Raw genomic sequence first — 12,872 nt, 5'->3', positions numbered from 1 at the left:
ACTTATATACTTATATACTTATATACTTATATACTTATATACTTATATACTTATATACTTATATACTTATATACTTAATGTGTGCTACAGGGATCTGTATTTATGAAAGTAATCGCGGTATTAAATCAAAAAGGTGGCAGCGGCAAGACTACCATCGCAACGCATCTGGCTCGTGGCTTACAGTTAAAAGGCCATAGTGTTCTGCTAGTAGATAGCGATCAGCAGGGCAGTGCGCGTGACTGGAGAGCGGTTGATGAAGACAATCCGGTACCAGTGATCGGGCTCGACAGACCAACACTTGATAAAGATTTAAAAAACGTCTCTGATAAAGATTATGTGGTGATCGATGGATCGCCGCAAGCTACTAGTCTGGCTATTTCTGCTATAAAAGCGGCTGATTTTATATTGATTCCGGTGCAGCCGAGCCCCTATGATATCTGGGCGACCAGCGATTTGGTTGATTTAGTGCAGCAGCGTATTGAGATGATGGATGGCCAACTAAAGGCAGCCTTTGTCGTCTCACGCGCCATTCAAAATACCAATATTGGTAAAGAGGTTGCAACCGCGCTGCTTGATTATAATCTTCCGGTATTAGAGACCAGAGTGATGCAGCGAGTTGCTTATCCTAATAGTGCCGCTCTTGGTAAGACAGTATTTGATACCGAATCGCCTAGTAGCAATGCGTTACAAGAGATAACCGCATTGGTCAGTGAGATTCAAATATTTTTTGGTGAGGAGTAAGTCATGAGTTTATCAGCAGGTCGTCCTAGTAAGAACGTTAAGGATCAATTGGCTTTATCGGATGTGACGGACAGTCCCAAAAAGACGGTACGAGTGAATTTTAATCTAGATGAAGATAAGCACATCGCTCTCAAACGGTACGCGCTTGAGAATCGTAAAACGGTGACTGAGTTGTTGACTGAGATGATTGAGGAAAAATTGGTTGAGCGATAGGTATAAAAAATTCGTTTTTCTATAGCTATAAAAAGGATATGTATAAAAAACTCAAAAAATTATACATATCGTCGAACGCTGTGCACCTTACTAGTATCATCAGATGCTTGTTTTCTTAAGACAGACGCAGAAGCAAGCTGTAAAGAAAATGCCCATGGCAAAACAAGCACTGTTTCCTATATCAGCACCATATAATAGAACCAAAAACGGTTAGCAGTGCTAAGGTATATTGCTCTTAATCAAAGCGTACTCAATAACGATTTAAGTTACACAAAACATAAGGGGCTTCTAGCCCCATCATTATTCCTATAGGATTTTCATCATGACAAGTACCCAACAACGTGCGGAACTGCATCGACAAATTTGGCAAATTGCAAACGAGGTTCGTGGCTCAGTCGATGGGTGGGACTTTAAACAGTATGTGTTGGGGACTTTGTTCTATCGCTTTATCAGTGAGAACTTCTCCAGTTATATTGAGGCAGGGGATGAGAGTGTTAATTATGCCGCTCTTTTGGATGAGGTGATTACCGCTGATATTAAAGACGATGCGATTAAGACTAAGGGTTATTTTATATACCCAAGTCAGCTGTTTGCTAACGTGGCGGCCAATGCGCATAGAAATGAGAACTTAAATACGGATTTGGCGGCTATCTTTAAAGAAATTGAAAGCTCGGCCAATGGCTACCCGTCTGAGCCTGATATTAAGGGTCTGTTTGCGGATTTTGATACCACCAGTAATCGATTAGGTAATACGGTCGCGGATAAGAACACTCGATTAGCTGCGGTCCTTAAGGGTGTAGCGGGCCTTAAACTACATCAGTTTGAGGACAGTGAGATTGATCTATTTGGCGATGCTTATGAGTATCTGATCTCAAACTATGCGGCCAATGCGGGTAAATCAGGCGGTGAGTTCTTCACCCCTCAAAGCGTGTCTAAACTGATTGCTCAAATTGCGATGCACAAACAAGAGACGGTTAACAAAATCTACGATCCAGCTGCAGGCTCTGGCTCTTTATTGCTGCAAGCTAAAAAGCACTTTGATAATCACATCATTGAAGAGGGTTTTTTTGGTCAAGAGATTAACCACACTACCTATAACCTTGCGCGTATGAATATGTTTTTACATAACGTGAACTACGACAAGTTTAATATCAAGCTCGGTAACACGCTGTTAGATCCGCATTTTGGGGAGGATAGGCCCTTTGATGCGATTGTCTCTAACCCGCCGTATTCAGTGAAATGGATTGGTAGTGATGATCCGACGTTAATTAATGATGAGCGTTTTGCACCAGCGGGTGTATTAGCTCCTAAATCAAAGGCGGACTTTGCTTTTGTGCTGCATGCATTAAATTACTTATCGAGTAAGGGCCGCGCCGCTATTGTTTGCTTCCCTGGTATCTTTTATCGCGGCGGTGCTGAACAAAAGATCCGTCAGTATTTGGTAGATAACAACTATGTAGAGACGGTGATCTCCTTAGCACCCAACTTATTCTTTGGTACAACTATATCGGTTAATATCTTAGTGCTATCCAAGCACAAAACAGAGGGTAAGACGCAGTTTATTGATGCCAGTAAGCTGTTTAAGTCAGAGACCAATACTAACGTCCTGACCGATGCGCATATCGAGCAGATCATGACGTTGTTTGATACTAAAGAAGATACGGATTATTTGTCTGCCAGTGTCGATAACAGCGCTATTGCTAAAAATGACTATAACTTATCGGTAAGTGCTTACGTAGAGGCAGAAGATACGCGTGAGGTTATTGATATTAAAACTTTAAATAGCGAGCTTAAGATGACAGTTGCTAAGATTGATAAGCTGCGTGCTGATATCGATCAAATCGTTGCGGAGATTGAGGTATGAGTGAGCTAAGTTATATGGAGAAGCTGCTTGATGGGGTTGAGGTTGAGTGGAAGTCACTTAGTGATATTGCGACAATTACTATTGGAGATTTTGTTCATAAAAACAATCAAGATTCGAGTGCAAAATACCCAGTCTATAATGGAGGAATCTCTCCAACAGGCTATTATGAAAAATATAACAATACTGGTAATAAGATAATTGTGAGCGCTAGAGGAGCAAATGCAGGGTTTGTAAATCGAATATCTCAGCCATACTGGGCAGGAAATAGTTGTTACTCTGTTGGAGTCAAAAATTCAGCAGAAATAAACTGGACTTATGTTTTTTATTTTTTGAAAAACGCAGAGAATAAGTTAATTGGAGATCAGCAAAAAGGAGGTATTCCAGCGGTCTCCAAAAAGCAAATGGAAGTCTTTCAAATTCCTATCCCACCCCTTAACGTCCAAGCCGAAATCGTCCGAATTTTAGACACATTTACAGAACTTACAGCAGAACTTACAGCAGAACTTACAGCACGTCAGCAGCAGTATGCGTACTATCGTGAGCAGTTGCTGACGTTTGAAGAGGATGATATTGAGTGGAGAGAACTAGCAAAAGTTTGTCGTTTTATAAATGGTAGAGCTTACAAGAGGTCTGAGTTACTAGAAAAAGGTAAGTATCCTGTTTTAAGAGTAGGTAATTTCTTCACCAATAATAATTGGTATTACTCAGACCTTGAATTAAATGAAGAAAAATACTGTGATAATGGAGATTTATTATATGCATGGTCTGCCTCATTTGGACCTAGAATATGGGAAGGTAGCAAAGCTATTTATCATTACCATATTTGGAAGGTTATCCCTAAAACAGAAATAGTTTCGAAAGAATATCTCTTTTATTTGCTAGATTGGGATACTGAGGCACTTAAAGCAGAACATGCTACAGGCTCAACAATGATGCACATCGGGAAAGGGTTGATTGAAAAAAGGAAGCTTCCCATTCCATCCTTAAGCGTACAGGCTGAAATCGTCCGAATGTTAGACACATTTAAAGAGCTTACCGTAGAGCTTACCGTAGAGCTTACAGCACGTCAGCAGCAATATGAGTATTACCGTGACCTGCTGTTAAGCTTCCCTAAGCCTGAGGTAGTAGCTCATGACTGACCAAACAAAAACCATTGCTGAATCGAATAATTTCATCGTTTTAAATAAATATACCAAGTGCGATCAGCCTGATGGGGGGTATCAGACTGAAGATGATCTAGAGCGTGAACTACTCAAAGACTTACAAAACCAGGGATATGAGTTTGTCCCTGGTTTAAACTCGCCTGAAACGATGCTCGCTAACGTACGTGTACAGCTGCAGACCTTAAATGAGGTGCAGTTTACAGATGCTGAGTGGCAGCGCTTTGTGATGGAGTATCTTGATAATCCTAGTGATAACATCACGGACAAAGCTCGAAAGATTCATGATGACCATATCTATGACTTCACCTTTGATGATGGACACCTGCAGAACATTGCCCTGCTGGACAAAAAAAATATCCCACGTAACAAAGTACAGGTTATTAAACAGTTTGCTCAAAAAGGCACACAAGCCAATCGCTACGATGTGACTATTTTGGTCAATGGCTTGCCATTGGTGCAAATTGAACTTAAAAAGCGTGGCATTGCCATTCGCGAAGCATTTAACCAGGTGCATCGTTATAGCAAAGAGAGCTTTAACTCCGATAACTCCTTATATAAATACCTACAGCTGTTTGTGATCTCAAATGGCACCGATACCCGCTACTTTGCCAATACCACCAAACGCAATAAAAATAGCTTTGATTTCACCATGAACTGGGCGCGATCAGACAATACCTTAATCAAAGACTTAAAAGACTTTACCGCAACCTTTTTTCAAAAAAATACCCTATTAAACGTGCTGATGCATTACACCGTCTTTGATGTGAGTAATACCTCATTGGTGATGCGTCCGTATCAAATTGCTGCTACTGAGCGCATCCTATGGAAGATAAACAGTGCCTATCAAGCCAAGAAGTGGAGCACTCTTGAGAGTGGCGGCTATATTTGGCATACCACAGGCTCAGGTAAGACTTTAACCAGCTTTAAAGCTGCCCGCTTAGCAACGTCGCTGCCTTTTATTGATAAGGTGTTTTTTGTGGTGGATCGTAAGGATCTTGATTATCAAACCATGAAAGAGTACCAGCGCTTCTCCCCTGATAGCGTTAACGGCTCTGACAGTACCGCAGGACTCAAGCGCAACCTTGAAAAAGATGATAATAAAATTGTTGTCACCACCATCCAAAAGCTAAACAACCTGATCAAAGGTGAGGCTGATTTACCCATTTATAATAAACAAGTGGTGTTTATCTTTGATGAGGCACACCGTAGCCAGTTTGGTGAAGCACAAAAGAACTTAAAGAAGAAATTTAAAAAGTACTACCAGTTTGGTTTTACAGGCACTCCTATATTCCCAGAGAACGCTTTGGGTGCAGAGACGACGGCCAGTGTATTTGGCCATGAACTGCATTCATACGTCATCACTGATGCCATTCGTGATGAGAAGGTTTTGAAGTTTAAGGTGGACTACAATGACGTACGCCCACAGTTTCAGGCCATTGAGAGCGAACAGGATGAGAAGAAACTCACAGCTGCTGAAAACAAGCAGCTATTATTACACCCTGATCGTATTGAAGAGATCTCAAAGTACGTCTTAAACAGCTTTAGGCAAAAAACCCATCGCTTAAAGGGAAACGGCAAAGGCTTTAATGCCATGTTTGCTGTTAGTAGTGTGGACGCGGCAAAGGCTTACTATGAGACCTTGAATCAGCTACAAAAGGACAGCGAGAGACCCTTAAAGATTGCCACTATCTTTTCTTATGCTGCCAATGAAGAACAAGACGCAATCGGTGATATTGCTGACGAAGGCTTTGAGCCTACCGCCATGAATAGCAGTGCCAAAGAATTTTTAAGCCGTGCTATTCATGATTACAACGACATGTTTAAGACCAATTACGGCGTAGACAGTAAGTCTTTTCAAAACTACTACCGTGATCTTGCAGGACGCGTTATTAAGCAGGAAGTAGATTTACTAGTTGTTGTCGGTATGTTCCTCACAGGTTTTGATGCGCCGACCTTAAACACGCTCTATGTTGATAAAAACCTTCGTTATCACGGGCTAATGCAAGCGTTCTCACGTACTAACCGCATTTATGATGCCACTAAGACCTTTGGCAATATCGTGACGTTTCGTGACTTAGAGCAAGCGACCATTGATGCTATCACTTTATTTGGGGATAGAAACACTAAGAATGTCGTGTTGGAAAAAAGCTATAGGGAGTATCTAGAAGGCTTTACCGATATTGCGACAGGCAAAGCACGACGTGGCTATTTGGAGGTGATTAAGGAGCTGCAGCAACGCTTTCCTAACCCTGATGAGATTGTCAAAGAGGCAGACAAAAAGGACTTTGCTAAGTTATTTGGTGAGTATCTACGTGTCGAGAACATCTTACAAAACTATGATGAGTTCGCAAGCCTAAAAGCGCTTCAAAGCATAGATAGTACTGATGCTGAGGCAGTTGAGACATTCAAAGCTGAGCATTATTTGACGGATGAAGATCTTGTTGCCATGCAAAGCATCGATGTACCTGCTGAACGCACCATACAAGACTATCGATCAACGTATAACGACATACGTGATTGGCTGCGCCGTGAAAAAGCAGCCAAGGATCAAAGCGAGTCCTCGCTTGACTGGGATGAAGTGGTTTTTGAGGTGGATCTTCTTAAGTCTCAAGAGATTAACCTTGATTACATCCTTGAGCTGATTTTTGAGAATAACAAGAATACCAAGGACAAGTCTGCCTTGGTCGAGGAAGTACGTCGTGTAATTAGAGCAAGCCTTGGTAATCGCGCTAAAGAAAGCCTAGTGGTAGATTTCATCAATAAAACTAACTTGGATAACATCCCTGATAAATCCAGCATTATTGAGGCCTTCTTCAACTTTGCTCAAATAGAGCAGCAGCGTGAAGCCCAAGATATGATTGTTGCTGAAAATCTTAATGAAGAGGCGGCTAAGCGTTATATAACGGCATCTTTAAAGCGTGAATACGCCAGTGAGAATGGTACGGAGCTAAATGAGGTCCTACCTAAACTAAGTCCTCTTAATCCTCAGTATCTAACCAAGAAGCAAAGTGTCTTTCAGAAAATTTCGGCTTTTGTTGAGAAGTTTAAAGGTGTGGGTGGGAGGCTATAGCGTTTAAAAAACTGATTTCGCTCGGGATGTTTTAAATATTTTTAATAAAAAATGTAAAAATGCCTTTATTATATTAGCCACCTAATATATTATACTTATATAACATACCTGCTAAGCCTATGATCAGATTTATCTGATTATGCTCAAATTGGCAGGTTTTTTTTGCCTAAATTTTACTAAGACCTTGTTATGATTCCATTCAAAAAAGATGTCAAAAGCCATGAAGATCATATTAGCCAATGGCAGTCACGGGGATTAAAAGTTTTAGATCAAAATCGCGCAGTACGCTACTTAAGTTTCATCGGCTACTATCGCTTATCCGCTTATACCATTCCTTTTCAAAAATCAGCAGTCAATTACTTAAATCATAGCCATGAATTTAAAGACAATACGACATTCGATGATGTATTAAACCTATATGTTTTCGATCGTGAGCTGCGGCTTTTAGTTATGGATGCCATTGAGCGAATTGAGGTTGCGATACGCGCTCAAGTTTGCAACGTGATATGCTGCCGAGCAAATAACGCTTTCTGGTATACCGACGAAACACACTTTAAGCCAGATTATGAACATAAGCGCCTACTAGCAAATATTGAAAGACAGCTATTAAAAGAAAAAAGACGTTTAGAGCGTGATGAGAAAGCTATAGAAAAACGCCCAATATCGCCAGAAGATAAAATTAAGCTTAAAGATCATGCACGAAAGGAAAATTTTTTACGCCATTATCTGTCAAAATATGATAGTCCTCGGTTACCGCCTGCGTGGATGATGATTGAAATGCTCACTTGGGGAGACTTAACCTATCTTTACTGTGGACTTGCTAACAACGCATATAAAAAGGAGATAGCCCAAAATTTAGGGTTAAATCTTGAAATCTTAGAGTCATGGCTTAAAAGCTTCAATGACATTCGCAACATTTGCGCTCATCATAGTAGGCTTTGGAACAAAGAGCATGGCCGTAGCATCAAAATACCGACATCTTCTGCCATCATGTGGCTACAAAATGAAATTGTTTTGAACAACCCTGCTATTAAGGCTCATAGGCGCACTTATATCACTTTAGTTGCCATGCAAACCATGCTCTATAAAATCAGTCCAAAGTCATCATGGGCAGAAAGGCTTAAACAGCTTATTGAAAGCAATACCTTTATCCTAACTTCCAAAGCTAATATGGGAATGCCTGAGGCTTGGTATGATGACCCATTTTGGAGTCAAGCTTTGCCATGAATTCAGAATAAGTCTGTTGATTAAAAGCCATTTCTAAAGCCTTCCATGTAAAACCTGGGATGAATTAAGTATTAATTACTACGTGATTTAAGTTTTTCCACGAGCGAATCTGTATTAGCTACCATGTTCATGTTCATGCTTTTTTGTGTCAGTTTATAGAGCCATTCAAATATTGGTAATGTAGTTAATCGATAAACATGCCATCTACTCATAAGTTTTTCAAAGCTATCATTGATTTCGGCCTCATTAAATTTATTGTCATAAACGTTTTGCCAATCATGACAGCTATCCTTTTTTATATCCTCTGCCACATCAATACATTTATTATTGTCATAAAGCTCTTCGATTAACAATGAAATAAATGGAGTGATAGGCGCAATAATAAAGATCAAAGCCTCTCTTAGAGGAAAATTATAGTAGGAGATAACTATAAGGCTTATTATCATAATAATAATTAAAATAAGACTTAAAAATCTTTGGTATTTTTTTCGAAGCTCTACTTCCCAAAAAAAAGTAACATAGGCACAAACTATACGAGACTCAAAAAAACTTATATCGTTTAGGCTACTATCCCACCAAGTGGCAAATGTGTTCACGTCATCAGGGTGCTTTTTCTTCCTACTCTCGTATAAATTATTTATTTCTGATTGAGGTATAGCGAGGTCTCTAGTCTTACTAGTAACACCTAGAGCTATAGAGTCATGTAAGCTTTGTATTTCACAACCCTTATCATGCCAACGCTTCATCTTATCCTTACCAAAACTATTGATTAATACATATACGATAAGAATCGCAACTGGTAAGAAGTCTAAATTTTCTATGTAGTTTATCTTGGTCTGATATTTACTTATTATGACAACTAATAACTGAGCTGCTGCTAGCAAAAAAGTTAAACCCCATAAACAAGCTTTATAGTTTTTTGAATAATTATAAGCTTGGCGGAAAGCTAATCCAGCTTTAATTGCTTCTTTAGTTTTTTGATTATCGACGATGCTCAACATGTGCAATTACTCATAATTAGGGAAATATGGACCAAATATTTTTTTCCACTCTTTGATGGCGGATTCCTGATTTTGATCATAAACCTCTAAATTAAAAGCTCTATTAGCTGTAGAGTAGTCACTAGCTGCCTTCGTATTTATTTTCACCCTATCATCATAACTAAGAGTGTTTAAATCGCCTTGAATTCCTTTTGGATCATATAAGGCATTATGAATATTATTAGCTAGGAATAGGAGGAAATCCCTAAATCCCACATCAACGAATTCACTTAATACGTTTTCGTCAGCATATTTAAGAACGAAATTTTCTAGTAAATAAGAAGGCATTAAGGGCATCGTTTTACGACGTTGCCAATATTTAACCAACCTAATTAGATTAAGCACCTTTCCATTGTTATTTGTGTTGATTTGAGAAACTCGTTTTTGATCAATTCTTGGATCTGTTTTCATCCAATCCCCTGTTCCATTAGGAATAATATAGTAACTTCTACCTAAATAATCCTCAGTTGTGAAAAATGCAGGTACGACATCAAAATTCCATTCGTAGCTAATTAATTTAAGGGTTGCGGCATGTAAGTTGCGATGCATCTCTGCTTGTCCATAATGAGATATTCCTTTCAAAGAAACTAAGAGCTTACCCAATACTTTTCTTGAGTTTAGTTTGAGAGAATCAGAATGACGGTAGTTTCTATATTCCTCTGAATCCTCAGGAGTATGTATATAAACTGTTCCATTAATATCTTCACTCCAGCTACAACCTGTGGCTTTTAGCGTAAATATTATATCAATGTCGTCTAATTCTCGTATTTTAGTACGTCTAGCAAAAGAGCCGAAACTGATATCTTTCTCGCCATATAAAGGAAAAAAATTATCGAACCCTTTAATCTTACTTTGCAAAAAATTCCTACTAGCTCTTGCGGTTTTGACTTTATCAGGATCTAGATTAACCGTGTTCTTCATGAAAGAAGCAAATGCGGCATTAACTGTCTTTGGCAAGATATGTAGTCTCCATCTTGTTATGTATAAAATAAATTTTTGTTCTATTTTAGCATCGATTAGATATATTAGTTATTTTTAGAACATGCCTCAAAGGTACTACCTAATTAGGTTCACTTATCAACTAATAGACCACTTAAAATAGACTGATATGATGGAACTACTTTTGACAGACTACTTTAGGTGATTGTGTTTACTAAACCATATCTGAAGGCTTTCACCGAAAAGTAAGACGATAAGCGTGCTGAAAAAGAGTCTATACAGCCCGCTTTAGATTATGGCCATTCTCACTAAATATGATCATAAATACTCAAATACTCAAATACTCAAAATACTCAAAATACTCAAAATACTCAAAATACTCAAAATATTGTCAAAAATAGCTTGAACTCTTGTCAACTGAATCGTTTTTACATGTCTTTACTTAAAACATTTTAAATACTTAATTTCAATACTTAGTGTTGAATAAAAAAGCTATACCTAAGCTGCTACTGATGACTAACTACTTTTTTAATACGCGATAAACGGTAGCTACCCCAACACCAACTGCCTTAGCTACTTCCTCTTTTGTCATATTGTTTTGACTGTTTAATTCTATAATACGATTATGTTTCGTTGTATTAGGCTTTTTACCAGTGGGCTTATAGCCACTGTTAGCCAATCCCTGCTTGATACGCTCTCTACGCTTGTCGTTATCAAGCTTTGCCATTGTGGCTAATAAGTCGATTAACATATCGTTGATCACCCTGAGAATATCCCCGGTCATACCTTCACTGACCGTATGCGTGGTTGGTAGATCAGCTACCACCAATCGTAAGCCCTTGTCTTTAATGCGCTGCTTTAAGATTGCAAAATCATCTTGAGATAGCCTGCTTAATCTATCCACACTTTCAACCAGTAGAATATCTCCTTCTTCAGCGTCATTGAGTAACAGAGTGAGTGCGGGTCTATCGAGCTTCGTACCACTGAAATGCTCAATATATTCAGCATAGCTATCATCGTAGCTTTTGCTAAAGCTAATCAAGTCAGATAAGGCTCTCTTAGCGTCTTGATCCTTAGTGCTTGCTCTCACATAAATACGAACGCTCATAACACTACCTCTATTATTTAGACTCAATAAATAATGTTCATTGATAATATCAAGATATTACTATCATTTAATAATAGAAACAAGTCTAATGATAGCTAGGTTATCGTTTGGGGGTTTTACTGTTAAGGTATAGGCTAATGATAGGGCAAAAGCGCGGCGACCAGTCCCATAATTCAAAAGCCTGTTATAGATAGTTCCATATTAACAGTCTATTTTGAGTAGTCTGTTAATAGGTTTGAAGGGTTAAATGGTTGGTTCCCTTGGGGTATGCCCAAAGGAGCCCGCAAGTATGCGCAGGACGAAGCCAGTAGCCGCGCCGATGGTGGCGCGGGTCTATCTGCGCGTCAGCACCGACGCGCAGGACTTGGAACGCCAAGAGGCGATCACTACGGCCGCGAAGGCCGCCGGCTACTACGTCGCCGGCATCTACCGTGAGAAGGCATCCGGCGCACGCGCCGACCGGCCTGAGCTGCTGCGCATGATCGGCGACCTACAGCCCGGCGAGGTGGTCATTGCCGAGAAGATCGACCGCATCAGCCGCCTACCTTTGCCCGAGGCCGAGCGCCTGGTGGCCTCGATACAGGCCAAAGGCGCACGCCTGGCCGTCCCTGGCGTGGTCGATCTATCCGACCTGGCGGCCGAGGCCCAGGGCGTCGCCAAGATCGTGCTGGAAGCCGTGCAGATCATGCTTTTTCGCCTGGCCTTGCAGATGGCCCGCGACGACTACGAGGACAGGCGCGAACGCCAGCGCCAAGGCATTGAGTTGGCCCGCCAGGCCGGGCGGTACAAGGGCCGCCGTGCTGATCCGAAGCGCCGCGCCCAAGTTGTCGCGCTGCGCAAGTCCGGCTACAGCATCAACAAGACCGCCGAGCTGGCCGGGTACAGTGCGGCCCAGGTGAAACGGATATGGGCCGAGGTCAGCCAGGCCGAAGCGAAGCAGCACGGCGCGTTCGTGGAGGACGCATTGACGGAAGCCGATGCCCTGGCCGCTGTCGGCCAGGATGAGCGCCAGGAGGAAAGGGCATGAAGAAGCCGAACCAAGACGACGAGCCGTTTTTCATCACCGAGGAGATTGCGGCCGAAATGATCGCCGGCGGCTATGAGTTCGAGCTGCCGCCCATTCCTTGCACCATCCGCCTACGCGACGTGCTGGAGCGCATGACCGATGCTGAGCTAGCATTGCAGCCGGGCGAGATCGCCGACCAGGAGCGTGAACGCTGCCGGCGCAAGCCGTGTTCAACCTCATGATCTGGTCATGGTATTTTTCATGGCACTGAGCCTGATAGTTCTTGCAAATTGTTGTCACTAAAGGGTTTTGTGTGCTTGTTTACAATCGAGTGGGAGTGACGGGCACTGGCTGGCAATGTCTAGCAACGGCAGGCATTTCGGCTGAGGGTAAAAGAACTTTCCGCTAAGCGATAGACTGTATGTAAACACAGTATTGCAAGGACGCGGAACATGCCTCATGTGGCGGCCAGGACGGCCAGCCGGGATCGGGATACTGGTC

The 12,872-nt window shown here is 41.2% G+C and carries 11 protein-coding genes; 8 read left to right on the top strand and 3 right to left on the bottom strand.

What is annotated here, in order from left to right; genetic code table 11:
- Positions 1-102 precede the first annotated feature (102 nt).
- The 6 genes from parA (at position 103) to I3254_RS00030 (ending at position 8,278) form a co-directional block, all read left to right on the top strand.
- Positions 103-741: a ParA family partition ATPase gene (parA, locus tag I3254_RS00055; RefSeq protein ID WP_198337109.1), complete on the top strand. Its 639-nt coding sequence runs from the start codon at positions 103-105 to the stop codon at positions 739-741.
- Between the two features lie 3 nt (positions 742-744).
- The gene (locus tag I3254_RS00050; protein ID WP_238050363.1) at positions 745-954 is read left to right on the top strand and encodes a plasmid partition protein ParG; all 210 of its coding nucleotides are present in this window, start codon (positions 745-747) and stop codon (positions 952-954) included.
- A gap of 322 nt (positions 955-1,276) precedes the next feature.
- Positions 1,277-2,818, top strand: coding sequence for a type I restriction-modification system subunit M (locus I3254_RS00045; RefSeq protein WP_238050361.1), 1,542 nt, complete (start codon positions 1,277-1,279; stop codon positions 2,816-2,818).
- Positions 2,815-3,957, top strand: coding sequence for a restriction endonuclease subunit S (locus I3254_RS00040; RefSeq protein ID WP_238050359.1), 1,143 nt, complete (start codon positions 2,815-2,817; stop codon positions 3,955-3,957). The genes I3254_RS00045 and I3254_RS00040 overlap by 4 nt, the downstream gene beginning before the upstream one ends.
- On the top strand, positions 3,950-7,051 hold the full coding sequence (locus tag I3254_RS00035; protein ID WP_238050356.1) for a type I restriction endonuclease subunit R: 3,102 nt from the start codon (positions 3,950-3,952) through the stop codon (positions 7,049-7,051). The genes I3254_RS00040 and I3254_RS00035 overlap by 8 nt, the downstream gene beginning before the upstream one ends.
- 189 nt (positions 7,052-7,240) lie before the next feature.
- A complete protein-coding gene (locus I3254_RS00030) occupies positions 7,241-8,278 on the top strand; it encodes an Abi family protein (RefSeq protein ID WP_201547035.1) in 1,038 nt (345 codons plus the stop codon).
- Positions 8,279-8,349: 71 nt separating this feature from the next.
- Here I3254_RS00030 and I3254_RS00025 read toward each other — a convergent pair whose 3' ends face one another.
- The 3 genes from I3254_RS00025 to I3254_RS00015 form a co-directional block, all read right to left on the bottom strand.
- A complete protein-coding gene (locus tag I3254_RS00025; RefSeq protein WP_238050354.1) occupies positions 8,350-9,279 on the bottom strand; it encodes an S-4TM family putative pore-forming effector in 930 nt (309 codons plus the stop codon).
- A gap of 6 nt (positions 9,280-9,285) precedes the next feature.
- Positions 9,286-10,275: a nucleotidyltransferase gene (locus tag I3254_RS00020; RefSeq protein WP_201547033.1), complete on the bottom strand. Its 990-nt coding sequence runs from the start codon at positions 10,273-10,275 to the stop codon at positions 9,286-9,288.
- 502 nt (positions 10,276-10,777) lie between these two features.
- On the bottom strand, positions 10,778-11,365 hold the full coding sequence (locus I3254_RS00015) for a recombinase family protein (RefSeq protein ID WP_101204374.1): 588 nt from the start codon (positions 11,363-11,365) through the stop codon (positions 10,778-10,780).
- A gap of 289 nt (positions 11,366-11,654) precedes the next feature.
- Between I3254_RS00015 and I3254_RS00010 the strand changes: the two genes are divergently transcribed.
- Both I3254_RS00010 and I3254_RS00005 read left to right on the top strand, forming a co-directional pair.
- Complete coding sequence (locus tag I3254_RS00010; protein ID WP_001366550.1) at positions 11,655-12,392, top strand: recombinase family protein; 738 nt, start codon at positions 11,655-11,657, stop codon at positions 12,390-12,392.
- Positions 12,389-12,613 (top strand): hypothetical protein, encoded by a 225-nt coding sequence (locus tag I3254_RS00005; RefSeq protein ID WP_000743213.1) that lies wholly within the window; start codon positions 12,389-12,391, stop codon positions 12,611-12,613. The genes I3254_RS00010 and I3254_RS00005 overlap by 4 nt, the downstream gene beginning before the upstream one ends.
- The last annotated feature ends 259 nt before the right edge of the window (positions 12,614-12,872 follow it).

It is taken from the genome of Psychrobacter sp. Ps2, from assembly GCF_022129405.1.
Lineage (GTDB): Bacteria > Pseudomonadota > Gammaproteobacteria > Pseudomonadales > Moraxellaceae > Psychrobacter.
Note: the sequence above shows the minus strand (reverse complement) of the source record. Positions and strands in the feature narration are given on the sequence as shown.